This is a genomic window from Streptomyces sp. NPDC044984 (assembly GCF_040646935.1).
Lineage (GTDB): Bacteria > Actinomycetota > Actinomycetes > Streptomycetales > Streptomycetaceae > Streptomyces.
On sequence record NZ_JBEZBE010000012.1, the window covers coordinates 65930 to 92389 of the forward strand.

18 protein-coding genes are annotated in these 26460 nt (G+C 74.2%); 5 read left to right on the forward strand and 13 right to left on the reverse strand.

The genetic code is table 11. From position 1 onward, the window contains the following. From AB0A94_RS15405 to AB0A94_RS15465, 13 genes are all read right to left on the reverse strand, one after another. Complete coding sequence (locus tag AB0A94_RS15405; RefSeq protein WP_361744429.1) at positions 1–1539, reverse strand: right-handed parallel beta-helix repeat-containing protein; 1539 nt, start codon at positions 1537–1539, stop codon at positions 1–3. 8 nt (positions 1540–1547) lie between these two features. Next, positions 1548–3491: an alginate lyase family protein gene (locus tag AB0A94_RS15410; RefSeq protein ID WP_361744432.1), complete on the reverse strand. Its 1944-nt coding sequence runs from the start codon at positions 3489–3491 to the stop codon at positions 1548–1550. Next, positions 3488–5674 (reverse strand): bi-domain-containing oxidoreductase, encoded by a 2187-nt coding sequence (locus AB0A94_RS15415; protein WP_361744435.1) that lies wholly within the window; start codon positions 5672–5674, stop codon positions 3488–3490. The genes AB0A94_RS15410 and AB0A94_RS15415 overlap by 4 nt, the downstream gene beginning before the upstream one ends. Before the next feature lie 17 nt (positions 5675–5691). Further along, a complete protein-coding gene (asnB, locus tag AB0A94_RS15420) occupies positions 5692–7626 on the reverse strand; it encodes an asparagine synthase (glutamine-hydrolyzing) (protein ID WP_361744438.1) in 1935 nt (644 codons plus the stop codon). Positions 7627–7629: 3 nt separating this feature from the next. Then, a complete protein-coding gene (locus AB0A94_RS15425; protein WP_361744441.1) occupies positions 7630–9192 on the reverse strand; it encodes a Wzz/FepE/Etk N-terminal domain-containing protein in 1563 nt (520 codons plus the stop codon). Further along, positions 9189–10553, reverse strand: coding sequence for a Wzz/FepE/Etk N-terminal domain-containing protein (locus AB0A94_RS15430; protein ID WP_361744444.1), 1365 nt, complete (start codon positions 10551–10553; stop codon positions 9189–9191). Before AB0A94_RS15430 ends, AB0A94_RS15425 begins: the two co-directional genes overlap by 4 nt. Further along, positions 10550–11830 (reverse strand): glycosyltransferase family 4 protein, encoded by a 1281-nt coding sequence (locus AB0A94_RS15435; protein ID WP_361744447.1) that lies wholly within the window; start codon positions 11828–11830, stop codon positions 10550–10552. Before AB0A94_RS15435 ends, AB0A94_RS15430 begins: the two co-directional genes overlap by 4 nt. Beyond that, complete coding sequence (locus tag AB0A94_RS15440) at positions 11820–13136, reverse strand: nucleotide sugar dehydrogenase (RefSeq protein WP_361744450.1); 1317 nt, start codon at positions 13134–13136, stop codon at positions 11820–11822. Before AB0A94_RS15440 ends, AB0A94_RS15435 begins: the two co-directional genes overlap by 11 nt. Before the next feature lie 70 nt (positions 13137–13206). Then, on the reverse strand, positions 13207–14685 hold the full coding sequence (locus tag AB0A94_RS15445) for a sugar transferase (protein WP_361744453.1): 1479 nt from the start codon (positions 14683–14685) through the stop codon (positions 13207–13209). 665 nt (positions 14686–15350) lie between these two features. Further along, complete coding sequence (locus tag AB0A94_RS15450; protein ID WP_361744456.1) at positions 15351–16067, reverse strand: dipeptide/oligopeptide/nickel ABC transporter ATP-binding protein; 717 nt, start codon at positions 16065–16067, stop codon at positions 15351–15353. Beyond that, on the reverse strand, positions 16064–17104 hold the full coding sequence (locus AB0A94_RS15455) for an ABC transporter ATP-binding protein (RefSeq protein WP_361744459.1): 1041 nt from the start codon (positions 17102–17104) through the stop codon (positions 16064–16066). Before AB0A94_RS15455 ends, AB0A94_RS15450 begins: the two co-directional genes overlap by 4 nt. Next, positions 17085–18899, reverse strand: coding sequence for an ABC transporter permease subunit (locus tag AB0A94_RS15460; RefSeq protein ID WP_361744462.1), 1815 nt, complete (start codon positions 18897–18899; stop codon positions 17085–17087). Before AB0A94_RS15460 ends, AB0A94_RS15455 begins: the two co-directional genes overlap by 20 nt. Continuing rightward, positions 18896–20392, reverse strand: a complete 1497-nt coding sequence (locus tag AB0A94_RS15465; RefSeq protein WP_361744465.1) for an ABC transporter substrate-binding protein — start codon at positions 20390–20392, stop codon at positions 18896–18898. The genes AB0A94_RS15460 and AB0A94_RS15465 overlap by 4 nt, the downstream gene beginning before the upstream one ends. 342 nt (positions 20393–20734) lie before the next feature. Here AB0A94_RS15465 and AB0A94_RS15470 point away from each other — a divergent pair, with 342 nt between their 5' ends. The 5 genes from AB0A94_RS15470 (at position 20735) to AB0A94_RS15490 (ending at position 26268) form a co-directional block, all read left to right on the forward strand. Then, positions 20735–20938, forward strand: coding sequence for a hypothetical protein (locus AB0A94_RS15470; protein ID WP_361744468.1), 204 nt, complete (start codon positions 20735–20737; stop codon positions 20936–20938). Positions 20939–21336: 398 nt separating this feature from the next. Then, positions 21337–22833: a Y4yA family PLP-dependent enzyme gene (locus AB0A94_RS15475; RefSeq protein WP_361744470.1), complete on the forward strand. Its 1497-nt coding sequence runs from the start codon at positions 21337–21339 to the stop codon at positions 22831–22833. Further along, on the forward strand, positions 22830–24167 hold the full coding sequence (locus tag AB0A94_RS15480; RefSeq protein WP_361744472.1) for a pyridoxal-phosphate dependent enzyme: 1338 nt from the start codon (positions 22830–22832) through the stop codon (positions 24165–24167). The genes AB0A94_RS15475 and AB0A94_RS15480 overlap by 4 nt, the downstream gene beginning before the upstream one ends. Positions 24168–24190: 23 nt before the next feature. Further along, entirely contained in the window at positions 24191–25387 is a 1197-nt protein-coding gene (locus tag AB0A94_RS15485; RefSeq protein ID WP_361744640.1) for an aminotransferase class V-fold PLP-dependent enzyme, read from the forward strand. 80 nt (positions 25388–25467) lie between these two features. Continuing rightward, positions 25468–26268, forward strand: a complete 801-nt coding sequence (locus tag AB0A94_RS15490) for a class I SAM-dependent methyltransferase (protein ID WP_361744474.1) — start codon at positions 25468–25470, stop codon at positions 26266–26268. Positions 26269–26460: the final 192 nt, after the last annotated feature.

A 26460-nucleotide genomic window follows, 5' to 3' on the forward strand; every position in this document is an offset into this window, starting at 1 on the left:
TCAATCACCGGCCCGTGGGCGGAAGGTGCTGCCCTCGTCCTGCCGGTACGGCGCGGCCTGCCACTGCCCGGGGTCGATCACCCGGCTCGGGTCGTGGACGACGAAGTTCCACGGCCCGGCGTAGACGTTGTCGTGCCAGCGGTTGTGCTGCTCGAGGGTGATCGCCTCGGCCACCCGGTCGCCCTTGTACGGCGACCAGTCGGGGTAGGTGCCGTAGTTGGCCAGCACCGCCATGCGGTCGCACCGCACCGTGCACCCGACGACGGACTTGTCCAGCACGAAGCGGTTGTCGTGGATGTCCACCCGCTGGGTCCTCCACCGGCAGTCGGCGTGGAGCGGTGCGGTGGCGATCGCCGGCTGTGCGCAGCGGTCGGTGTCCTCCACCAGCAGCGTGCAGTCACCGGAGGAGGTGTTGGCCGGGCTGTTGCAGAACCGGTCGGCGTTCTCCCACAGGGTGATCCCGTTCCAGTTGTTCTCCAGCACGTTCCGGTGGACGTCGATCTTGTCGGTGCGGGCCCGGACCCGTGGTTCGCCGCCGGCCTCCGACAGGTAGACGGTCGCGTACGGGAAGGTGTCGCCGCGCTCGGCGGACCTGCGGCCCTCGACCCAGTTGTTCCGCCGGATCATGTTGTTCCGGATGACCGCGTTGTAGCTGATCTCGTAGATCAGCGCGGCGCCGTCGTTGGCCTCGAGCACGTTGTCCTCGATGCGGAAGTCGTTGTTGTTGGTGTCCGCCCACAACCCGGGTCCGCGGTTGTCGTGCACCCAGTTGCCGCGTACGTCCGCGCCGTCGACGGCCCAGAACTTGGCGCCTCCCGTGCAGCCGCAGCCCGGCTTGCGCCTCTCCCAGTCGTCGCGGTTGTTGTCCGTGATCTCGTTGCCCTCGACCACCAGGCCTTCGATGCCGGTGGACTTGTACGCGTTCAGGCCGTACTGGCCGTTGCCGCGCAGGCAGTTGCCGCGGATCCGCTGGCGGTTGCCGGCCATCATCCCGGCGCCGGAGTTGTACTGGATCCTCGTGTGCTCGATCACCCACCCGTCGGCCGAGCCGGAGTTGACCACGCCCTCGTCGTGCGGGGCGACGAAGTGCTGCACGGTCAGGTGGCGGACGGTGACGTCGCGGGCATCGCCGCCGAACGCGTACTGGCTGGTCCTCCGGCCGTCGAGCACCGCGCCCGGCGCGCCGAGGTAGCGGTTGCCCTCCTTGGGGACGACCTGGGCGTAGCGTTCCGGCGCGAGCCGGTGCGTGCCCGGCCGGAGCCAGAACGTGGTGTGCGCGGGGCTGCTCTCGGTCTTCGCGGCCAGGTCGCCGACGACCGAGGGGTCGACCGTCACCGCGCCCGCCGGCGCCTTCGCCGGACCGGCCGCGGGCTTCGCGCACACCCGGGCCCCGGCCGTGGCCGGCGCACCGGACGCGGACGGCGCACCGGTCGGCTCGGGGCGGGCGTCGTCCGGCGCGCCCGTGCAGCCGGCCGCCGCCGGCAGGACCAGCGCCAGCGACGCGGCCGGTAACGCCCAGTGCCGCCACTTGATCCCCACGCGCCCCCCTAGCCGCGGAATCCGAGGACGGTGGTGAACTTCTCCGCGCCGCCGCTGGAGCCGGTGCCCACCAGCGTGGTGGCGGGTTCCCTGCGCCCGAAGCCGGCGGAGTACCAGCCCAGCGGCGGGTCGCTCTCGCCCCGGTGCGCCCGCCAGGACAGCTGCCCGGGCAGGTCGAGCACCGCGGAGCGGTCCTCGCCGTCCCGGGTCCAGATGAGCCGTGCCCGGTTCCCCGTCAGGTCCGCGGTGACCGCCGGGCCGAGGTGGAACGCCAGGCGCACGGCCCGGCGCGGGCCGCGCACCTCGTCGACCACCCTCAACTCCCGCGTCACGGAGATCAGTTCCACCCGGCGGCGGTGCACGGTGGGCCGGTAACCGTCGTGCTCGGCGCACCAGCGGGACACCTCCCCGCCGGACGTGTCCACGGCCAGGACGCGGCTGCGGGCGTGCCGGGTCCACAGGAACGGGCCGCCGGAGACGGACTGGTCGCCGCCGTCCAGCTGCAGGGTGTTGTGGCCGAGGGTCGACCGGAAGTACCGCCGCCACTCGGGCTGCCCGTGGTAGCAGTACGTCCCCGGGTCGGCGAGCACGTCGACCCCGTCGTGCCGGACCTCCACGGACAGCGCGTCCGCGTGGGCGTGCGCGGCGATGGACAGGAATCCGTGCGGGCCGCCGTCGCAGCGGCACCAGATCTCCCCCGGACCGCGCAGGATGGTGAGCCCCGCGTCGGCGAAGTGGGCCGGCCGGCTCGCCGGACGGGTCACGGACGGTCCGGCGGGCTCGACGAGCGCGGCCAGCAGCGGGGTGCGCACATCGGTGCCGGTCACCTCCGGCCACCAGGCGAGCCGGCCGAACACGGGGTCCCCGGTGGCCAGCAGCGAGGCCCAGCGGTCGGTGCCGGCGCCGTCCACGACCAGACCGTGCCCGTCGTCCGCGTCCCCCTGGCGCGGCGGCCGCAGCCGGCCGTCCACGACGGCCGCGAGCGCGTCGGTCATCCGCAGCAGCACCAGCCGGACGGTCGCGGGGACCGGCACACCGGCGGCGTCCGCCTCGGCCAGCGCGGCCAGACCGAGCTCCAGCACCAGGCCGTGGTACTCGGTGGCCAGCTCGCGGTTGAGGCCGGAGCCGAAGGTGTTGGCCCGCAGCTGCCGCTCCAGCGACCGCAGCGCGTCGGTCCGCCAGCGCTCCGATTCGGGGAACCACCCGAACGCGCAGGCCGCGGCGAACTGCCCGGCGGCCTCGGCGATGACGTGGTTGTTCGCCGAGGACCCCCGGCTGGGGAAGGCGGCCAGCCAGCGCTGGTGGTGCCAGATCTGGCGCACCGCCACCGGGTCGCCCTCGAACAGGGCGGCCGCGCCCGGCCAGCCGTCGAGCAGCCGGCGGATCCACACCCAGGACAGCAGCCGGATCCCCAGCTCGATGCCGCTGGTCCAGTGCACCCCGCGCAGCGGCGCGTTGGCCGCCCACCACGACCGCAGATGCGCCGCCACCCGCTCGGCGTACCGCTCGTCCCCGGTGACCGCGTAGGCGGCGGCGAGTACGGTGAGGTACTGGTGCCGGGACGGCTCCCAGATCTGCTTGATGTCCCCGACCGCGTCCTCGTCCCGGTACGGCACGTCGAACGCGTAGCCCTCCGGGGCCCGGCGCCCGGTCTTCGGGTCGTACCACCAGTCCGGGTCGGCCAGGTCGTCGCGGACCACCCCGAAGTACTCGGCGCGCCCGGCCATCAGCCGGTCCGCCTCGGCGACGAGACGTTTCGCGGCGTCCGGCGGTATCGCGGCGATCGTTCCCGCGGGCAGGACCGCGGTGAACCGGGCGCCGGTCACGGTCGGGCAGTCCGGCGGCGCCGACCGCCACCGCCGTCTGCGCACCGCGTCGCCCGCCCGGCCGCCGACCTCCCGCGGCCCCATCCGGGACAGCCGCCGCAGGTACCAGCCCGCGCCCATGCTCATCGCGCCCCCGCCAGCGTCACCGGCGCGCCCGCGGCCAGGGAGGCCTGCACGGCGAGGGTGGCCGCCGTGGTGGCGGCCAGCGACTGAAGCGGCACCGGCATCGGCCCGCCGGTCCGCACGGCCTTGACGAACGCGGCCAGTTCGGCGTTCTGGCCCTTGTCCCGGGCCTTGGGCAGCCGCGAACTGACCCACCGCTTGCGGCCGACCCCTCTGTCCACGAACACCGACGCCCGGACGAAGTCGTCGAGCCGCAGCACCCTGCCGTCCGCGAGGAGGTCCAGCGTCTCCTTGGGGAACCCGGACGATCCGGTGGTGACGTAGCTGATCGTGGCGGTGGACCCGTCCGGGTAGCGCAGGACGACCTGGAGGTCCTCGTTGCCGGACGGGGCGACCGCGTACACCGAGACCGGGTCGGCCTCCAGCAGCCAGCTCGCCGTGTCGACGAAGTGCCCGCCCTCACCGGCGAACCGCGAACCCTCGGTGCCCTGCCGGAGGTACCAGCTGCCCTGGTCGAGGCGGCCCGCGTTGACGAGGTAGCGCAGGCTCGCCGGACCGCTCCGGGCACCGAACCGCTTCCTGGCCTCCTGCAGCAGCGGCGCGAACCGGCGGTTGAAGCCCACCTGCAGCCGGTCGTTGCCGGACTCCTCCACCGCCGCGAGCACCCCGGCCAGTTCGTCCCCCGTGAGCGCCAGCGGCTTCTCCACGAACACCGCCTTGCCGGCCAGCAGCGCCTTCCGGGTCAGTTCGGCGTGCGAGCTGTGCCGGGTGACCACGAACACCGCGTCGATCGACTCGTCGCCGAGCACGGCGTCGAGATCGGTGGTCGCCCCGGCGAAGCCGAACTTCCGCTGGGCGTTGGCCGCGGACAGCGCCGTCGTGGTGACGACCGTCGACAGCTCGACGCCGTCGCGCCGCGCCAGGTGCGGCAGCAGCATCGACGACGCGTAGTTGCCCGCGCCGACGAACGCCAGGCGCACCGGCGTCCCGGCGGCCCTCGCCGGACTCCGCTTCACGTGCACGGCGGGCACGGCCACCACCGGGGCCTCCGCCTCGCCCTCCTGCCCGGGGTACCGGAACAGCACGGCCACGGCCTTCAGTTCGCCGTCCTGCAGGCTCCGGTACGTCTCGACGGCGTCGTCGAAGTCGGCGACGCGGGAGACCAGGGGCTCCACGTCGACGCTGCCGCGGGCCATGAGGTCGAGGAAGCACGCCAGGTTGCGGCGCTCGGTCCAGCGCACGTAGCCGATCGGGTAGTCCCGCCCCTCGAGCTCGTACTCCGGGTCGTAGCGCCCGGGACCGTACGAACGGGAGAACCGGACGTCGAGCTCCTTCTCGTAGTACGCGTTCCACGGCAGGTCCAGGCGGCACTTGCCGATGTCGACGACCCGGCCGCGGTCCCGGCTCAGCCTGGCGGCCAGCTCGACGGGCTGGTTGCTGCCGCCGCCGGCGGCCAGGTACACCTGGTCCACGCCGTGCCCGCCGGTGAGCTCGGCGACGGCGCTCTCCACGGCCGCGGACGCGGGATCGCCGCAGGCCGCCGCGCCCAGACGCGCGGCGAGCTCGCAGCGCACCGGGTCGGGGTCGGCCCCGACGACGCGGACCCCGGAGGCGGTGAGCAGCTGCACCACCAGCTGCCCGATCAGCCCGAGGCCGACGACCAGCGCCACCTCGCCGAGCTGCGGCTCGCCCTGGCGGACGCCCTGCAGCGCGATCGACCCGACGGTGCCGAAGGCGGCGTGCCGCGGCGCGAGGCCGTCCGGCACCGGGACGTAGAGGTTCTTCGGCACCCAGTTCAGCTCGGCGTGCAGCGCGTGCTCGTTGCCGGCGCAGGCCACCAGGTCGCCGGCCTTCACGTCGTCGATCCCGGCGCCGACCTGCTCGACCACCCCGCACAGCGAGTAGCCCAGCGGCGTGTAGGAGTCCAGCTTGCCCATCACCTTGCGGTAGGTGGCGGGCACCCCGTTGACGGCCACGCTCTGCACCACCTTGGCCACCTGGTCCGGCCGGGAACGGGCCTTGCCCAGCATCGACATGCCGGCCTCGGACACCTTCATGAGCTCGGTCCCGGTGGAGATCAGCGAGTAGGCGGTGCGGACCAGCACACCGCCCGGCTTGCACCCCGGCACCGGCACGTCGAGCACCGCCAGCTCGCCGCTCTTGTAGTTCTGTACGACCTGCTTCACGCGAACTCCCCTGATTCCTAAGCCGTCAACCGAGTGCTCTGGCCGGACCCGGAGGTCGCGTCGCGATACCAGTACTCGAGGGTCAGCACATGCCACAGATGCTTGGAGAAGTCCCGGTGCCCGGCGGCGTCCTCGGCGACCATCCGCGCCAGCGCGTCGCGGCGCAGGAACCCGGAACCGACGAGCAGACCGTCGTGCACCACCTCGCGCACCAGCGGTGCCAGGTCCCGGCTCATCCAGGCGCGCAGCGGGGCGCTGAACAGCCCCTTGGGCCGGTACACGATCTCCCGGGGCAGGACCGAGACGGCCGCCTCCTTGAGGACGGCCTTGCCCTGCCGTCCGACGATCTTGCGGTCACCGGGGAAGGCGAACGCCGCCTTCACCACCTCGACGTCCACGTACGGCACCCGCACCTCGGTCGACGCGGCCATGCTCGAGCGGTCCGTGTAGGCAAGGTTCAGGCCCGGCAGGAACATCCGGGCGTCGCCCAGGCACATGCGGTTGACGAAGTCGTCGAGGTCGTTGTCCTGATAGGTGTCCGCGTGCTCGGTCAGCACGTCGTCGACCGCCCCGGCCAGGTCCGGGTCGACCAGGGCGAGCAGCTCGTCCCGGTCGTACATGGTGTAGCTGCGCCGGAACGCGGTCTCCTCCGGCAGGTCGGCGAAGGAGAGGAACCGCTTCGCGAAGCGCACCGACCGGTACCCCCGGCGGGACGTGGCGACCGGCAGCCGGTCCACGACCCCCGACACTCCGCGCCGCAGGGGACGCGGGACGCGCTGGTAGCGCAGCGCGAGCAGGTTGGCCAGGTGCTTGCGGTACCCGGCGAACAGCTCGTCGGCGCCCATCCCCGAGAGCATCACCTTGACCCCGGCCTCCCGCGCGGCCGAGCAGATCAGGAACGTGTTGATCGCGGCGGGGTCGCCGATCGGCTCGTCCAGGTGGTACGTCATCCGCGGCAGCAGGTCGAGCACGTCCGGGGCGATCTCGATCTCGTGGAGGTCGACGCCGAACCGCCCGGCCACCTGCCGGGCGTACCGCAGGTCGTCCGGCATCGCCTCGAACCTGGCGTCCTCGGCGCGGAACCCGATCGTGTAGGCGGAGATCCCGGGCCGGTCGCGGGCCGCCAGCGCGGTCAGATAGCTGGAGTCGAGACCGCCGGAGAGGAAGGTCGCCACGGGCACGTCGGAGAGCAGGTGCCGTCGGGTCGACTCCTCGACGACGGCGGCCAGGTCCGGCCGCTCACCCACCCGGGCCCGCTCCCGGCCCTCGGCGGCGACGTCCCGCAGGTTCCAGAACCGGCCGCGCTCCACCCGGCCGTCGGGCCGGCACCGCAGCCAGCTCCCCGGCGGCAGCTTCTCCGCCTCGCGGAACGCGCACCGCGAGTCCGGCACCCAGTAGTACAGCAGCGAGGCCACCAGCGCCGCACGGTCCACCTCCAGCGACCCGCCGGTCGCGGCGGCGAGCGCCTTCAGCTCGGAGGCGAACACCAGGCCCCCGCCGCGCCGGAGCAGGAACAGCGGCTTGATGCCGAGCTGGTCGCGGGCGAGCACCAGCTCGCCGGTCCGCTCGTCGAAGACCCCGAACGCGAACATGCCGCGCAGCCGGGGCAGGCAGTCCGTGCCCCAGCGCCGCCAGGCCTCGAGCAGCACCTCGGTGTCGGAGGTGCCGCGGAAGCGCACCCCGGCGGCGGCCAGCTCCGCGCGCAGCTCGGGCGCGTTGTACAGCTCGCCGTTGTACGTCAGGACGAGGCCGTCCGAGACCATCGGCTGGGCGCCGGTGCCGGACAGGTCGATGACGGCCAGCCGGCGGTGCCCCAGGTGCACCTCGCCGTCACCGGCGGGATGGCTGTACCGGCCCGCCCCGTCCGGTCCGCGGTGGGCGAGGGTGTCGGTGAGCCGGTCGGTCACGGCCTTCCCGTCCGGCCACCGGTACGTGCCTGCGATGCCACACATGTCCTACCGCGCCTCCTGGTCGCTGTCCGGGACCCGGGCCGCCGGCGTCGGCAGCCGCTCCGTCCGTGGCCGGCCCTCTCCCACGGCCCGGACGGCATGGGAGGGACCCCCGCCGTTCCGCCGGGCCGGCCGCTCGCCGCGGCCGCGCTGCACGGTGTACGCCCCGTCCCACAGCGTGCCGTCGGTCCGGTCCCGCGGGTCGGGGTCGATCAGCACCACGCCGGTCACCGCGATGTGCTGGTCCGCGAGCTGCCGCGCCACGGTGTGCAGCCATGCGGCGCTGCCGTGCCCGGCCCGCACGACGAGCACGGTCCGGGTGCCGAGGTACTGGAGGTCGGTCCACGCCGTGCCGGGCGCCACCGAGCCGACGCCGAGCCGGCGCTCCTGCGGCGGCACGGCCGCGGCACGCTCTCCGCCGACCACGGCCGGGTCGCCCGGCTGCGGGCGGCGGCCGGAGAGCTGCGGTCCGGGCAGACCGTCGACGACGGTCACCGGCCCGTCCGCCGCCAGTTCCCGGGCGACGTCCAGGGCGATCACGCTCGCGTCGCGCGCACAGCCCAGCTCCAGCAGCGACACCGGTTCCGCGGAGCCGCGCACGGTGCGGGCCAGGGACACGGTGAGCCGTGTCCGTGCCGCCCGGATCCGCCGGCGCCGCCACATCCCGGCCGGCCGGCGGCGCGCGCGGGGCAGCTCCGCGATCACCGAGGCGCCGAGGTTCGCCGCGATCTCCCGCCGCAGCACGGGGCGGTCCGCCACCACCGCGCCGACCGCGGCCACCGCGAGCCCGAGGGCGAGCCCGAGGACGAGCCCGATCGCGGCGTCGGTGGCGGCGGTCCTGGGCAGGGAGTGCCGCACCGCGCGCGGTGCGTCCACGATCTGCGTGCCGGCGACGAGCCGGGGCGTGCCCATGCGCGCCTCCGCGGCCCGCTGGTCGAAGTCGGCGATCCGCGAGGTGAGTTCGGCCCGGCGGGCGAAGAGCGACTCGAGGTCCGCCGACGCCGTCGGGTCGGTCTCCGGCGGCCCGTCCCCGATCGCCTCGTTGACCTCGGCGAGCTCCTTCCGCATGCGGTCACGCTGGTCGAGCAGGCTCTTGGCCTCGGCGTTCGCGGCTTCCCGTATCCGCCGTACGTGGTCCGCGACGAACGCGTCGGCCAGCGCCCCGGCGCGGGCCACCGCCTCCGCCTCGCTGTCGCCCGTCACGTCGATCTGCAGCAGGTTGTTGGTCAGGCCGGTGCCCCGGTAGTCCCGCATGAAGTCCTCCGGGCTCTCCTGGGAGCCGAGGGACCGCAGGGCCGCGCCGGCGATCCGCGTGGTCCCCAGCAGCGCGACGTCGGTGCGGATCAGCGTTCCGGTGTCGTTCGGCTGGTCCTCCTGATGCGCGACCAGCACCTTGGTCACCGCGCTCGGCGGCGGCGGCAGCAGGACCGCCACCGCCGCGCCGGCCAGCAGCCCCAGCAGCGCCAGGGAGCACCAGAGGCGGCGGCGCCTGCGCACCGCGACCACCAGCGCCTGCAGATCCAGCAGCGGAGCGGCGGCCGACGGCTCCGAAGTCCTGTTCGTCGTCACACCGAACCTCCCGTCGCGGGACCGTGGACCGCGAGCGCCGAAGCGGCCTCGTCGTCGGGGGGAGGGGCGGCGGACCGTACCGGACGGGCCAGGACCGTGCCGGCGACGACGACGCCGACGACCTCGTGCCCCGCGTCCGCACACGCCTCCGCGACGCCGGCGAGCTCCCCCGCGGTCCAGCTGCCCGAGCTGAGCACGACCAGGGCGCCGGACTCGTCGGCGTGGTCCGGCACCATCGGCCGGGAGACCGAGATCCCCACCGTCCGCAGCAGCGGATCACCCCCGGCCTCGGCGACGAGCCGCCCGGCGGCCCGGTGGGCGATCTCGTCGCCGTCCGGGACGACGACCAGCAGCCGCCGGGGGGCCGGCAGCCGGTCCCGGAGGCGGGCGCACACCCGCCGGTAGCGGATCCGTCGGCTGGCCTCGTCGCCGGACGCCTGCGGGGCCGGCAGGTCCCACCGGACGTCGGCGCCCAGCAGCCGGCGGATCCGGGCCCACGGGCCGCTGCCTCCCGGCCGGCGGGCGGGCCGTTCACCGGGTACGTCGACGGCACCCAGCAGCGCCGAGCCCAGCGCCGCGGCGATCTCCGGTTCGGTGCGCAGCCGGCGGCTCATCCGTGCGGCGGCGAGATGGCCGATGACCGCGAGCAGGAAGGACAGCAGCGCCCCGGCGACGACGAGCTGCGTCCTCGTCGGCGGTGTCTCACCGGCCGGCCGGGCCGCCGGCCCCATGACGACCATGCCGGCCCGGTCGGTCGCCGGATCGGCCTCGTCCAGCTTCTTCATGGCCTCCAGCAGCGCGGTCCGCAGCTTCTCGAGCTCGGTGCGGGCCTGCACGCTCTCGACGGTCCGCCCCGGATCGGCCGCCTCGGCCAGGTCGGTGATGCGGCGGTTGGTCTCCTCCACCTTCTTCCGCAGCGCCTCCGGCCCGGCCGCCGATTCGGGGTCGTCGCCGGTGAGCCGCGCGGCGAAGGCGACGAACTGCCCGGCCACCTCGTCGGAGAGCCGCTGCGCCCGCTCCGGGGTGTCGGCCGTGCCCGAGAGCTTGATGATGTTCCCGTCGGCGACCTCGGCGCTCACCCGGTCCCGCAGCTCTCCGCCGCCCGCCCCGCTCCGGCCGAGCGCGGCGGCCGTGCGGTCGATCACCACCGAACTGGTCGCGATCTCCGCCTGGGTCAGCAGCTCGCGCTCCTCCCACGCCCCCGGCAGCAGTACCGACGCCGACGTCGTGTACCGCGGCGGGAACAGCAGCGAGGCGCCGTAGCCGACGAGCGCGCCCACCACGGCGAGGACGGTGAGGAGCCGCCAACGCCGACGGATAATCCGCCCGATCGTGACCAGGCGTATCGTGTCATCGCTCAACGGCGCGGCCTTCTCCCTGCCCGGTACGGGGCACCCGCCGACACCGGAGCGCGGTCACGGCAGGCGGCGGCGTAGGCGGCGAGCAGCGACGCCTGCGAGTTCCGCCAGGAGAGCGGCCCGTTGATCCGCTCCTGGCCGGTCTTGCCCATCCGCGCCCGCTTCTCCGGATCGTCCAGCAGCAGCGCGATGAGCCGGGCGAACTCGCCCTCGTCGTCGTCGGGCGCGTAGACGGCGGCGTCACCGGCGGAGACCCGTGCCTCCTTCAGCTCGAACGAGACGACCGGCCGGCCCATCACCATGTACTCCAGGACCTTGTTCATGGTCGACACGTCGTTGAGCGGATTGCGCGGGTCGGGGGAGAGGCACACGTCCGCGGTGGACAGGTAGCGCACCAGGTCGGCGTCCGGGACGCGTCCGGTGAACTGCACCTGTTCCGAGAGCCCGAGCCGCCGGGACAGCTCCACCATCGCGTCGAAGGTGTCGCCGCCGCCGACGAACACCGCGTGCCAGTCGGTCCGCCCGACCTCGTCGCGCAGCTTCGCGAGGGCCCGCAGGGCGTAGTCGACGCCGTCCTGCGGTCCCATGACGCCGAGGTAGCACAGCAGATGGGGCTTGCCGCGCTTGAGCTCCGGCTCCGGCGGCACGGGGTGGAACCGCGCGGTGTCGGGCGCGCTGCGCACCACGAAGACGTCCTCCGGCCGCTTCCCGCCCCGGCGCACCGCGACGTCCCGGTAGCTCTCGTTGGTGGCGAGCACGATGTCCGCGGCCCGGTAGGTCCGCCGTTCCAGCGCGCACACGGCGCGGTGCAGCAGGTCCTCGCCGCGGCCGAACCGGGAGAGGTACAGCTCGGGCACCAGGTCGTGCTGGTCGAAGACGAACCGCGCGCCGTGCCGCTTCAGCCACAGGGCCGGCAGGAACAGCAGGTCGGGCGGGTTGCAGGCGTGCACCACGTCCACCGGGCCGACCCTCCGGGCCAGCCGGAACGTGTGCCACAGCGCCGATCCGTACTCCCGCAGATAGCCGGCCGGCCCTCCGGTCGCCGCGCGCAACGGGTAGCGGTGGATCCGCACCCCGTCGATCTCGGCCTCCGGTTCCGTGTCCCGCTTGCTCCCCTGCGGGCAGATGACGTGCACCTCCCAGCCCGCGTCGCGCAGCGTCGTGCACTCCTGCCACACCCGCCGGTCGAACGGCACCGACAGGTTCTCCACCAGGATCAGCGCGCGCCGGCCCGGCCCGTCACCACTGGCTGTGTCATCGAAAGGCGTGTCACCAGGCAAGGCCCACGTACCCCGGTTCGGCCCGGCGCGCCTCGGCGTCGGGAAGGCGGACGAGATCGATGATCACCGGGCCGCCGCCATGGGGCAGCGCCGACAGCACGGCCGGGTCCCTGGTCCCGACCAGGCACACCTCGGCGTGCTCGAGCACCTCCTCGACGGAGTCCGCGAGCAGCTGCGCGAGGTGCGGCAGCCGGGTCTCGATGTACTCGCGGTTCGCGCCGATCAGCCGGGAGAGGCTCACGTTGGCGTCGTGGATCCTCAGGTCGTACCCCTTCCCGAAGAGCCTCTCGGCCAGCTCGACGAGCGGGCTCTCGCGGAGGTCGTCGGTGCCGGGTTTGAAGGACAGCCCGAACATCCCCACCCGGCGCCTGCCGGTGCGCTCGACCAGCTCCACCGCGCGCTGCAGGTGGTCGGCGTTGGAGGGCAGCACGTGGGAGAGGATGGGCACCGAAACGTCGGCGCGCCGCGCCGCGTGGACCAGGCTGCGCAGGTCCTTGGGCAGGCAGGAGCCGCCGAAGGCGAAGCCGGGCCGCAGGTAGGCGGGGCTGATGTTCAGCTTGCGGTCGGCCAGGAACACGTCCATCACCTGGTGCGAGTCCACCCCGAGGGCCTGGCAGACCGCGCCCAGCTCGTTCGCGAAGCCGATCTTGAGGCCGTGGAACGCGTTGTCCGCGTACTTGATCGCCTCGGCGGTCGGGACCGGCACCCGGAACACCTCGCCGGGCAGGCCGTCGTACAGCGCCGCCACCACGTCGCCGCTGGCCGCGTCGAGTTCGCCGATGACGGTCTTGGGCGGGTCGAAGAAGTCCCGCACGCTGGTGCCCTCGCGCAGGAACTCCGGGTTGACCGCGACCCCGAGGTCCACCCCGGCGGTGCCGCCGACGTACTTCTCCAGGATCGGCACCAGCAGGTTCAGGCAGGTGCCCGGGAGCATGGTGCTGCGGAACACGACCGTGTGCCGCCCGCCCCGCTCGGCCAGCGCGGCGCCGATCTCCTCGGTGACCCGCTCCAGGTACGTGGTGCACAGGCTGCCGTTGGGCTCCGACGGCGTGCCCACGCAGACCAGCGACACCTCGCTGTCCGTGATCGCCTCGCGGACGTCGCCGGTGGCGCGTAACGCCCCGGTCCGCACGACCTCGGCGGTGAGCTCGCCGATCCGCTCCTCGACCACCGGGGCCCTGCCGTCGTTGACCAGGTCGACCTTCACCTGGTTCACGTCCACCCCGATGACCTCGTGACCCATGCTGGCCAGGCACGCGGCCGACACACAGCCCACGTAGCCGAGCCCGAAAACGCTGACTCTCATGTCCCGTTCCTCCCCCCAGGCAGGCCCCGTCGGCCTGCGGTCCGCGCGGCCGGACGACGGTTCCCGCGCATCAGTAGGCGCCCTGCCCGTGGAGCACCGCACGCAGCGTCTTCCACAGGATCACCGTGTCCAGGGCGAGCGACCAGTCCTCCACGTACCGCAGGTCCAGCCGGACCGTTTCCTCCCACGACAGGTCGCTGCGTCCGCTGATCTGCCACAGGCCGGTGAGTCCGGGCTTGACCAGCAGCCGCCGCCGGATGTCGGGGCCGTACGCGGCCGACTCCTCCGGCAGCGGAGGCCGCGGACCGACGAGCGACATCGATCCGGTGAGCACATTGAAGAGCTGCGGGAGCTCGTCGACCGAGTACCGGCGCAGCACCGCTCCCACCCGGGTGACCCGCGGATCCCGGCGGAGCTTGAACAGCAGGCCGGCGCCCTCGTTGCGGTCGGCCAGCTCGGCGCGTGCCCGGTCGGCCCCGACGACCATGGTGCGGAACTTGAGCATGGTGAACTCGCGGCCGTCCTTGCCGACCCTGCGCTGGCGGTAGAACGCCCCGCCCCGGCTGTCCGCCACCACGAGCAGCCCGACGAACACCATCAGCGGCGCGAACAGCACCAGCAGGACCGCCGCTCCCAGACGGTCGACGACCCCTTTGACCGCCCGGCGGCCCCCGGTGAAGGCCGGCATGCTGACCCGCAGCAGCGGGATCCCGAGCACCGCGTCGATGTGCAGTCTCGGGCCGGCCACCTCCATCAGCACGGGGGCCACGACCATGTCGGCGTCGCTGCCCTCGAGGTTCCAGGCCAATCGCTGCAGCCGGTCCGGTGACCAGTGCGGGTCCGGTGTGACCGCGACGACACGGTAGCCGTCGCGGCGGACGTGATCGGCGACGTCCGACAGCCGGCCGACGACCGGCACTCCGTCCAGCTGGTCACCGTCGGGACCGAGACCGTCCGTCGTGCACACCGCGTCCACCCGCCAGCCGAGGTGCGGGAACTTGCGGGTCCGGGTGATCAGGTCGCGCACGGTGGCCGGGCTCCCGGCGGCGAGCACCGGTCTCAGGCACCGTCCCTCCTTGCGCTGCCGGTGCAGTCCGAGGCGCAGCACGTACCGCGCGGTCATGGTGACGAGCGCGATCGCGGGGATCGCGACGAAGATCCAGAGCTTGATGTTGCGCGAGGTGAGGGCGATTCCGCCGAGCGCCAGGACGACGGTCGCCGCGAACAGCGAGCGTCCGAGCCGGCGGAACTCCTCGGCGCCCTGGCCGAGCACGGCCGGAGCCCACGACCGGCTCACCGCGAGCGTCCCCAGCACCAGCAGCCAGGTGCCGAAGGCGAGGATTCCCCACTTCTCGTGCCAGTTGGCCGCGTCCCGGGCCCCGAAGAAGTTGCCGATCGCCGCCACCACGAAGGCCGTGGTCACGGTATCGCTGGTGATCACGGTACGGCGGTACCGCTGTTCCCACTCGATCGCGGGTCTGCTGATGGTCCCGTTCGCCGGCCGACCGTGCGCCGACGGAAACGGGCTGAGTAATCCCCCTTGCCGCACAGAACCCCCCAGGTCCCCAGTGGTTCGACGTGTTCCCCTGACACCGTTTCTCCACCCGGGAGGCCCCCGCCCCCCGTGCCGCGCCGTTCCTCCCCCCGGAAGGCCCCCGCCCCCGCGCATGACGTCCCGGCTGTTCCGGAACTACGTGAACGACCCACCCCGGCGACGGCGGACTCGTCTGTCCTGCCGGACTCCCGAGGTGCGCGGGAACCCGTCGGGATCCGGGGTGCTCCCCGCACCCAAAGCCCCCTCGAAATCCGAGAATCGACCACCCCCACGTCCGGCGCCGGGACGTGACCGCTGGCTCTCCGCGGCGCCGGACTCAAAGATCATTGCTGGTCGCCTCATGGCCGAACGGCTGAAGCAAGGTCAATCTAGACCATGGGAGCCGTTATGAAGAGGGGTTGTGTGGAATTTGTGTTCATCCTTGGGGCTGGATCCACCGGCCGGTGACCGCCCACGGGTGCCCTGACGGCGCCGCGCGTTCCGGCGGGCCCTCTGCGGCGCCCGGTTCGGCGACGTCTTTCCGCTGGTCGTGCGCTACGGCGGTGCGTGCCGCGAGGCCGGCCCGGACGCGGATGGAGGGGCCCGGAGCCGTGGCGCCGGGCCCCCGCCGGAGGGCCGTCCGGCACCGGGCCGACGGCAGCACGGCCGGGGGCGGACGGCTACCCCCTTACAAGGCGGCCGTCGCGCATGTCGATCGTCCGGTCCGCGAAGTGGCGTACCAGCGCCCGGTCGTGGCAGATGAACAGGTACGCGAGCCCCAGCTCCTCCTGGAGGCCGGCGAGCAGGTTGAGGACGCCGGCCCGGACGGACGGGTCGAGGGCGGAGACCGGCTCGTCGAGGACGAGGAGCCGGGGCCCGGACACCAGCGCCCGTGCGATGCCCGCGCGCTGGCACTGCCCGCCGGACAGCTCGTGCGGGAAGCGGTCGCCGTGGGCGGGGTCCAGGCCGACCCGGCCGAGGAGTTCGGCGACCCGGGCGGGGCCCTCCGCGTCGCTCCAGCGGCCCTGGACGCGCAGGGGTTCCGCCACCGCGTCCCGGATGCGGTGGCGGGGGCTGAGCGAGCCGTACGGGTCCTGGAAGACCGGCTGCATCCGGGGGCGGAGCGGACGCAGTTCGCGTTCGGTGAGCGCGGTCAGCTCCCGGCCCTCGAAGCGGACCTCGCCGGCGTCCGGGCGGCGCAGCTGGAGCACGGCGGCGACCGTGGAGGACTTGCCGCAGCCCGACGGGCCGTTCAGGGCGAGGGTCTCGCCCGCCTCCAGGGTGAAGGAGACGTGGTCCACGGCGGTGACCGGGCCGTAGCGCACGACGAGGTCGCGGACGTCCAGCAGCGGGTCGTCCGCGGCGCGGCGCGGCGCGGGGATCACGGGGGTGTTCATACGGACCGCTCCAGGAACAGCTCGGTCGCCGGGTGGGGTACGTCCTCCCGGCGGTGGCAGGAGACCTCATGGCCGTCGCCGGCCGCCTGGGGCCGTGGCTCCTCGCGCCGGCAGCGGTCGTCGGCCAGCGGGCAGCGGGGCGCGAAGGCGCAGCCGGGCGGGAGAGGGCCGAAGGCGGGCGGGGCGCCGGGGATGGTGGGCAGACGCCGGCGGGCGTTGCGCCCACCGGGCCCGCCCGGCGGCAGCGACGCCAGCAGCCCCGCCGTGTACGGCGCCGCGGGGCGGTCCAGCACGGGTCGGGCCGGACCCTGTTCGACCTGGCGTCCGGCGTACATCACGAGCACGCGGTCGGCGTGGTCGCGGACCGTCCCCAGGTCGTGCGTGACCAGGACGAGGGCGGCGCCCACCGCCTCGCGCTGCTCGCCGAGAACCCGCAGCACCTGTTCCCGGAGGTCCGGGTCCAGCGCGGTCGTCGGCTCGTCGGCGATCAGCAGGTCCGGCTCGTTGATCGTGGCCATGGCGATGACGGCGCGCTGACGCATCCCGCCGGAGTACTCGTGCGGATACGCCCGCGCCTTGCGTGCGGCGTCCGCGATGCCCACCCGGTCGAGCGCGGCGACCGCCCGCGCACGGGCCTGCGTGCGCGAGACGCGTTCCACCGACCGTACGGCGGCGGCGAGTTGGTCGCCCACGGGATGCACGGGGGAGAGCGCGGAGAGCGCGTCCTGCGGGACGAGGGCCGTGCGGCGGCCGCGCAGGGCGGCGCGGGCCGCGGCCGGGGCGCCCACGAGTTCGTCGTACGCGCCCGGGCTGCGGCGCAGCCGCACGCTCCCCGTCACGCGGGCGCCCCGGGGGGCCGTGCCCAGCAGCGCGCGTGCCGTGAGGGACTTGCCCGCGCCCGACTCGCCGACCACGGCGAGGACCTCCCGGGCGCGGACGTCGAAGGTCAGCCCGCTGACGACCGGGACCCCGTGCAGGGAGACGCCGAGACCGCGTACGGAGAGGAGGGCGTCGGTGTCAGGTGGCGCTGCCGTCAAGGGAGGCCTCCTTCCGGGAGGGACGGGCGGGGGAGCCGGGCGATGCGGCCGTGCGGCCGGGGGCCGTTCGGGAGGCGCGCGGCACGGTGCGTCCCTGGGCGTACGCCGCTCCCGCCACGGCGAGACCGGCCAGCAGGGCGAGGGCGACCGCCGGGGTGAGCGCCGCCCACGGGGCCCGCTCCACGTACGCGCGGGACTCCTCCAGGAGCAGGCCCCACTCGGGGGCGGGCGGCTGCGCGCCGAGTCCCAGGAAGCCCAGGGAGGCGAGGGCGAGGGCGATGCCGGGGAGGCGGAGGACCGCGTGCCGGGCGACGGGGCCGGCCACCGACGGCAGGACGTGGCGGGTCAGGATCCACCACGGGGTGGCGCCGATGGCGCGCTGGGCGGTCAGGAACGCCGACGCGCGCACCTCCTGCACCAGGGCCGCCGCGTGCGCGGCCAGCGGGGGCCAGGAGACCAGCGCGACCGCGAGGGCGGCGCCGCCCGTACCGGGGCCCACGGCCGCCGCGACCAGGACGCCGACGATCACCGGTGGCAGCGCGTTGGCGATGTCGGAGGCCCCGGCGGCCACGTGCGGCAGGAATCCGAGGGCCAGCGCGAGCAGCAGGCTCGCGAGGCACACGGCGAGGGCCGTGCCGACCGTCGTGGTCGCGCCGTGCCCGAGCCGGGCCAGGACGTCCCGGCCGAGTCCGTCGGTGCCGAGCGGATGCGTCCACGACGGGGGCAGCAGCCGGGCCGCCGTGTCCACGGTGTACGGGTCGCGCAGCAGTCCCCAGCCGATGGCGGCCAGCAGGACGGCGCCCAGCGCCGCGGGGACCGCCGGGTGCGCCCGCACCGGGCGCGGCGCGGGCGGCGTCAGGCCCGCGTCGCGCAGCGCCGGGCCGAGCAGGCGGCGCCGTACGAGTGCGGCCAGCGCGCCCGCGGCCAGTCCCAGCACCAGCAGGGCGAGTACGGCACCCTGGAGCAGCGGCAGGTCCTGGGACTTCGCCGCTCCGAGCGCCGTACGGCCGATGCCGGGCACCGCGAACACCGTCTCCACGGCGACCGCCCCGCCGGTCAGGCCGACGGCCACCATGCCGAACTGCGGGACCAGCGGCGGCAGGACGCGCCGCAGCGCGGCCGCCGCGATCCGCGTCCGGCTCACCCCGGCCTCCCGCCACAGCTCCACCCAGCGCTCGTCCAGCACGGTCGGCAGCGCGTCCGCGACCAGGCGGCCGAGGAGTCCGCCCGCCGGGACGCCGAGGGCGACGGCGGGCAGGACCAGGTACTGCGGGCCCTGCCAGCCGGAGGTCGGCAGCACGCCGAGCCACACCCCGCACACCAGCAGCGCCACCGTGGCGAGCAGGAACTCGGGCACCGCGGCGAGCATGGCGCCGAACGCGCCCGCCGACCCCCGGCCGCGCACCAGTACCGGCGCGACCAGCGCGCAGGCGAGCAGGACCGCGACCGCGAGGGCGGCGGCCATGAGGCCCGACGACACCTGGAGACCGGAGAGCACGGACGGCAGCACGTCGGTGCCCGAGACCCACGAGGTGCCGAGGTCGCCGCGGACCAGCCCGGCGAGCCAGTCACCCAGCAGCGACGGGGGGCCCGCGTCCAGGCCGAGGTCACGGCGCACCGCGTCCAGGGCCTCCCGGGTGGGCTCCTGCTCGGCCGACCGCGCCCGCAGCACGGTCAGCGCGGGGTCGCGGCCGGAGAGCCAGGGCAGCAGGCCGACGGCGGCCAGTACGGCGGTGAGGCAGACGAGACGGGTCAGCGTGGCCGCGCCGGCCCGTCCACGGGTGCGGGACCTCACTTGACCTGGGTGTCGATGGTGACGAGTTCCCGCTCGCGCGGGTCGTGGGCCGCGCCCGTGACCCCGGCGGCGTCGCCCTGGACGACCCGCTCGTGCAGCATGGGCACCGCGGCGTCCGTGGCGAGCACGGCGGCCTCGGCCTCGATGACCGCCTTGCGCCGCGCGTCACCGGTGGGCGCCGAGGACGCCTTCCGCAGCGCCTTGTCGACCGCCGGGTCGGCCAGCTGGGAGATGTTGAAGGATCCCTCGGAGGCGAAGTCGCTGTAGAGGTAGGCGGCCGGGTTGCCGGAGTCGAGGACGGTGGCCCGGGACAGGACGAACGCGTCGAACCGGCCGGCCAGCGCGTCGGACTCGATGTTCGCGTACTCGCGGATCTCCAGCTTCACCTCGAAACCGGCCTTCTGCAGCTGCTGTTGCAGGGTGGCGGCGACCTCGGGGAGTTCGGCGCGGTCGGTGAAGGTGCCGATGGTGACGGTCCTCCCGGCCGGGTCGCCGGCCTTCGCCCGGCCCTCGACCGGCTCGCGCAGTCCGGCCGCCCACGGGAGCGCCGGGCCCAGCAGGCCCTCGGCGACGTCGGCGCGTCCCTCGTACACGCCGTCCACGAGGGACTTCGCGTCGATCGCCTCCCGCGCGGCCGCGCGCAGCGAGGCGTCCTTGAAAGCACCCTTCTCCGTGTTCAGGTACAGGGTGTTGGTGCGCGGCATGGGGACCTCGGTGATCAGGTCCTGGTCGAGCACGGCGGCCTGCGAGACGGGGACCGCCTCGACGATGTCGGCCTCGCCGCTGCGCAGGGCGGCGGCCCTGGCGGTGCCGTCGGGCACGAAGCGGACGTCGATGCCGGGGGCCTTGGCCCTGCCGCCCCAGTAGTCGTCGTAGCGGTCGAGGGTCGCCGAGGACGTGCCGTTCACCTCGGTCAGCTCGAAGGGGCCGGTGCCCGCGCCGACCGGGTTCACGGTCTTCCCCTCGTACGCCTTGGCCGCGAGGATCGCGAGCTGCGGGGAGCTGAGGCGCTGCGGGACGAGCGGGTCCTCCTCGGCGGTGGTGACGGTGACCTCGTCCCCGTCGGCCTTCACGGTCATGTCGACGCCGTCGAGGATGCGCGGCTTGGGGGACGCGGTGGCGGCGCGGGTGAGGGAGTCGACCACGGCCTCGGCGGTGAGGTCGGTGCCGTCGTGGAAGGTGACACCGTCCCGGACGGTGAAGGTCCAACTGCGTCCGGACTGCTTCCACCCGGTGGCGAGGGCGGGCTCGGCGTCGCCGTCCGCGTCCAGCTTCACCAGGGTCTCGGCGGTCGACCAGCGGGACAGCTTGAACGCGTCGTCGGAGAGCGGGGAGAGCCCCGAGCGCGGCGGCTGCATCATCGCGACGCGTATGCGACGGCTCTCGCCCTCGGAGGAGCCGTCGGCGTCCGACGCCGCGGAGAAGCAGCCGGTGAGCAGGAGGGAGGCGGTGGTGACCGCGGTGAGGGGGACGAAACGGGCGGGGAGGCGCACGGGGACACTCCGGGGCAGTGCTCGGTCAAGATCGGGTGTGCGATGACCGTAGCATGATGACAATCATTTTCATAAGTGTGGTTTCGCTGCTCCTCGCTTCCGCTCCGTCCGGTGGGACGGCCCCCTCGTGAGCCGGCGCGTGGCCGGTCGGCGAGCCTGCCACCGGCGCCCGCGAGTGCGCGCCCGGGCCGGTGCCGCCGGACCTGCGGGCCGCCGGTGACGCGGCAGCCCCTTTGCGGGGACGCTCCGAGAACAACGGACACAGCACCTTCACACCTGCGCGCCGTCACCGGACCGGGCGGGGGCACCCGCTGACGGATCGCCTGCCGTGAAGGGGGACCGGTGATCCTGATCGCGTGCCTGCTGCTGCCGATCATGGCGGCACTGCTGTACACCATGAGCCGCATCGAGGAATGGCTCGTCCGCACCGCACGGCCACCCCGCCACGCCCGTCGTCGGCACCTGCACCTGATCCCCGGCGGCAGGCAGGGACACGGCGCGCGCCGCACACACGGCCGGCGTCACAGACGGCTCGACGCGGCCTGAGCACGAACCCGGCCACGGGTCCGGCCGGACCGCCGCCGGCCCTCACCCCGACCGACCGGGACACCGGCACCCCGTCCGGACCGCCGCCGGAGGACGGCTTCAGCGGCCGCGACAGGACGCCTTCGGGTTGCGGGCCTCGCCCCCGGGTCCCGGGCACGGGTCGTGCGACCGGTGCCGGCGCGGTCGATGCGGAAGGCCGCGCCACGGAAGAGGAGACCCGGGAGGGATGCACCAACCACCCCGGCGGCGCGCCCGACCGCACACCCCCACCCCCTCCCGGGCGCGGGACGCCGTCCAGGGGCATGGTCCGGTGAGGCTTAGGGACGGGTGTACCTGGAAACGACTACTCCCGAACGATCGTCGCGACGGCGGTCGGCCGACACGGGGAGGGGGCTCACGTGGATGCGCCCTTGTATCTGAGGCCGAGGGTGGATCCGCGGCTCGCCTCACTGCTGGCGGACCGGCCCTTCCTGCACGCGCTCGTCGACGCGCTCGGGTCCCCGCTCAACGTGCTGCTCCCCGAGACCGTCGCCCGGAACGCCGCCCGCTTCCGTGCCGTCTACCGCCGCCACCGTCTGAGCGGGCGCGTGTACTTCGCGCACAAGGCGAACCGGTCCGGTGCCCTGGTGCGGCGGCTGGCGGCCGAGGACCCGGCCGCCGTCGGTGTCGACGTCGCCTCCCTGGAGGAACTGAGACACGCGCTGGGCTGCGGATTCACCGGGGACCGCATCATGGCCACCGGCCCCAAGGACGCCGAATTCCTCTGGCTGGCGGCGCGCGTGGGGGCGACGGTGAACCTGGACTCGGCCGGAGAGCTGGAACGCCTCTCCGGCTTGGTGCGCACGCACGGTCTCGGCCGGGTCGCCGTACTGGTGCGCCTGTCCGGATTCGAGTCCGCCGCCGGCCACGGGGGAGCGGGCACCCGGCTGCTCTCCCGGCGCAGCCGCTTCGGCACCCCGGTGCGGGACGCGGAGGCGCTGCTGTCGGCGCTCGAACGCCACGCGGACGCCGTGGAGTTCACCGGCGCCGCCTACCACCTGGACACCACCGGCGTGGAGGAGAAGGCACGGGCGCTGGAGCAGTGCGTGCTGTTCATGGACGAGTGCCGGGCACGGGGACTGGCGCCGCGCGCCCTCGACATCGGGGGCGGATTCGGCGTCGGTTACGTCGCCGAGGCGGAGGAGTGGGAGCGGTGGACCACCGCGCTGAGCGAGGCGGTGCTCGGTGTCCGCCCGCCACTGACCTGGCGCGGCCACGGCTACGGGCTGCGCAACGAGGGCGGCACGGTCCGCGGGGCGGCCGCGCTGTACCCCGCGCACCGTCCCACCGCCGGCCCCGGCTACCTCGACGAGCTGCTCTCCCTGCCCGCACCGGCGTCGGGCCGGCCGCCGGCCACCCTCCTCCTGGAACACCTCCACGACCTGCACATCGAGCCCGGCCGCTCCCTGGTCGACCAGTGCGGGCTGTCACTGGCGCGGGTGCTGGACGTACGGCCCGCGGACACGGACTCCGGGCACCACGTGGTGCGCCTCGGCATGAACGCGGGAGACATGAGCTTCGAGGAGCACGGAGTCCTCGTGGACCCCGTCCTGCTGCCGCGTGGCGAAGCGGCGGCGGGTGAGGAGGAACCCTTCGGCGTCTACCTCACCGGCAACCTGTGCCTGGAAGGCGATCTCATCACCCGGCGCCTGGTCTTCCTGCCCCGGCTGCCGCGCGCGGGGGATCTGCTGGCCTTCGCCAACACCGCCGGATACGCCATGGACTTCCACGCCCACCACGCGCAGCGGCAGCCCGCCGCGCGGACGGTCGCGGTGGAGCGGCGGGGCGACTCCTGGCGCTGGTGCCTGGACGAGGAGTACTGGCCGATCACACCCTTGGGGGGAACACCCGGATGAGGTACGACAGCATCACGGAGGCCATCGGCAACACACCTCTGGTGCGCATCGACCCCGGCGTGCACGAGCTGCGCAACATCGACCTCTACGCCAAGCTGGAGATGCTCAACCCGTTCGGGTCCGTCAAGGACCGGCCCGCCTGGCACATGGCCCGGCCCCACCTGGAGGCCGCGGCCGACGGCGACGGGACGGTCGTCGAACTCTCCAGCGGCAACACGGCCAAGGCCCTCGCCCTGCTGGCCGGCCTGCACGGACTGAGGTTCAAGAGCGTCACCAACCGCATGCGCGTACCCGAGATCAAGGAGCTCCTGCTGCTCCTCGGCGCGGAGATCGAGGAACTGCCCGGACGCAGCGAGTGCCTCGACCCGACCGACACCGACGACCCGCTGACTCACTTCCACCGGGCGCTCTCCGACCCGGGGAGCACCTACCTGCACACCGACCAGTACTTCAACCCGCGCAACGTCGAGGCCCACGCGGCGGGTACCGGGCCCGAGATAGTCAAGGACCTCGACGGGCGCGCGCCGGACTGGTTCGTCGCCTGTGTCGGCACGGCCGGTTCGTCGACCGGCGTCGCCAGGGTGCTGCGCGAGCACGACCCGCAAGTGCGGGTCCTCGGCCTGGTCGCCCACAAGTCGGACTTCATCCCCGGCATCCGCACCATCGACGAGGTCCACCAGGTCGGCCTGTTCGACCCGGCGACGTACGACACCATCGAGTCGGTGACCTCCGGCGAGGCCATCGACGGGATGCTCACCCTCATCCGGCGCTGCGGACTGCTGTCGGGACCGACCGGAGGCGCCGCCTACCAAGGAGCGGTCCGGCACCTGCGGCACGCCGACGCCGAGCTGGACGGGACGGGGGAGCGCCGGACGGCGGTCTTCATCGTGTGCGACCGGGCCGAGAGCTACCTGAGCTATGTGCGTCAGCGACGCCCGGAGCTCTTCGGCCGGGCGGACCGGGGGCGGTCCGTGTCGGCCGTCACCGACGCCGAGGCACGCGCGGAGGCCCGCGTCATCGGGGTCGACGACGCCCGGCGCTGGACCGTCGAGGGTGATCCCCGGCCGCTCGTCGTCGACCTGCGCAGCCCGCACGCCTACGCCGCCCTGCACATCGAGGGCTCGGTCAACATGGTCGACGAGCTGTTCGAGGAACTGCTCCGCGGCGGGCTCCCCTTCAGCAAGCGGACGCCGGTCCTGCTGGCCTGTCCCGTCGGCGAGAAGTCGCTGCGCTACGCCGCCGCGCTGACCCGGATGGGCCATCCGGACGTCCGCAGCCTGGCCGGCGGGATCGTCGCCTGGCGGGACGCGGGCGCACCGCTGGTGCGCGAGTGAGCGCGGGGCGCCCGCTCGCCGGGGTGGAGCCGGACGACCCGATCCGGCAGCGGGAGCTGAGGGAGCAGTTCCCCATCGTCACCGCCCATCCGGAGCTGGCGTACCTCGACAGCGCGGCGACGTCCCAGAAGCCGCGCGCCGTACTGGAGGCCGTCCAGACCTATCTCACGACGTCGAACGCCAACGCGGGACGCGGCACCTATCCCTGGGCCAACCGGACCACGGAGCTGGTGGAGTCGACCCGGGAACGGGTCAAGGAGTTCCTCCACGACCCCGAACCGGACCGCTCCGGCGTCCACTTCACCAGCGGCACCACCGAGGGCCTGCGCACCGTCGCCCGCGACTGGCTCGTCCCGTACCTCACCGACGGCGACGAGATCCTCGTGCCGTACGCCGACCATCGGGCCAACCTGGACCCCTGGCTCGAGGCCCGGCGGCTGCTGGCCGAACGCGGCGTCGGCGTCCGTGTGCGCGCCCTGCCGTACCAGACGGTCTCCGGCGACTACGACCACCGGGCCCTGGGCGAGGCCGTGGGCCCGCGGACCCGCTTCGTGGCCGTCACCCACGTCCACCACGTCTACGGCGGCGACATGAACGTGCACCGCGTCCGCGCGGCGGTCGGCCCGGACGTGCCGATCTGCCTGGACGCGGCGCAGAGCGTCGGCCACCTGCCCGTCCGTCTCGACGATCCGTCGCTGGACGTGGACTTCGTGGTCTTCTCCGGGCACAAGGCGATGGCCCTGCCCGGCTCGGGGGCGGTCTGGGCACGCAACGCGCGAGGGCCCGTGTTCCGGCCGGACGGCTGGCAGGGCACGCCCAACACGGCGGGCATCGTGTCCCTGCGGGCCGCGCTCGACTGGCTCGACGCCGCCGGGGTCGAACGGATCGCGCGCTGGACGACCGCGCTCACCACCCGGCTGACCGACCGGCTCGGGCGCCTCGGCCCGTACGAGGTCCTCGGCTGCCCGGCGAGCCTGGCCGCCGGCTCCGCACTCCCCGCGGCCCAGCGCCGCCACGGCATCGTCACCTTCCGGCACCGCGACATCCCCTCCGACGACCTGGGGTTCATCCTCTTCAGCCACGGCTTCATGGTGCGCGCCGACAGCCTCTGCCAGGCCGGCGCCGACGAGCGGGACGGGTCGGTGCGGGTGAGCCTGCACGTGTACAACACGGCGGAGGAGATCGACCGTCTGCTGACCGTCCTCGCGTCGTTGACGTGAATGGCAACTGATAACCGTTTCCACCTGTAGATTCGTCCGTGCCCACGGACGGACGAGGAACGGATGAGGTGGCGCGAGCGATGGGCGTGAGCATGGAGACGGCCAGGATGTGGGTGGAACGCTGGGAACGGCAGCAGGAGCGGTACGCGGTGGACCGCGAGGAGCGGTTCTCCGTGATCGCGGACGTCGTCGAGCACACCACCGACGGCCGTGCCCGCCCCCATCTGCTCGACCTGGGGTGCGGCCCCGGCTCCCTGGCCGCCAGGCTCGCCGCCCGCTTCCCGGACGCCGAGATCGTCGCCGCCGACATGGACCCCCTGCTGCTGGAACTGGGGCGGACGCACCACGCCGACGCCGCCCGCTACGTCGACACCGTCATCGGCGAGGAGGGCTGGACCCGGGCCCTCGGACTGGAACGTCCCCTGGACGCCGCCGTCTCGACGACCGCGCTGCACTACCTGCCCGAGCCGGCGCTGCTGCGCACCTACCGCTCCCTGGCGTCCCTGCTGCGCCCCGGCGGTGTCCTCGTGAACGGGGACCACTTCCCGCCGGACGCGCCGGCGTGCTCGGCCCTCACCGCCCATGTGGGCCGTCGCAGGTCGGAGCGTACGGGCAGCCGCCCACGGGAGGACTGGCGGTCCTGGTGGGACGGCGCGGCCCGGGACCCCGAACTGGCCGACCTGCTCGACGAGCGCGGGCGGCGCCGGGCGGCCCGCACCGGGGGCGGGGGCGACGCGAGGGTGACGGCGCACCGGCACGCCGAACTGCTGCGCCGGGCGGGCTTCGCCCATGTCGTACCGGTCTGGCAGTTCGGTGACAGCGCCGTACTGGTGGCGGTCATGGGCGGCACGCCCGGAGTCCGCGCTCCCGCCGGGACATGAGCCCGCAGGGGAGGCGTCCGCTTCGGAGGGCCGGACCCGTCAGGGTGCCGTCCCGGTCGTCACCGGCCGTCCCCCGGGCGCCACGCGCCCGGCCACCGGCCGTCCACGGCCGCCCGCAAGGAGCCCTGCGGCGATCCGGGGAGAGGTCCCGCACGGCCCTCCCGACCGCCGGACGGACGGACGGTGTTCCGG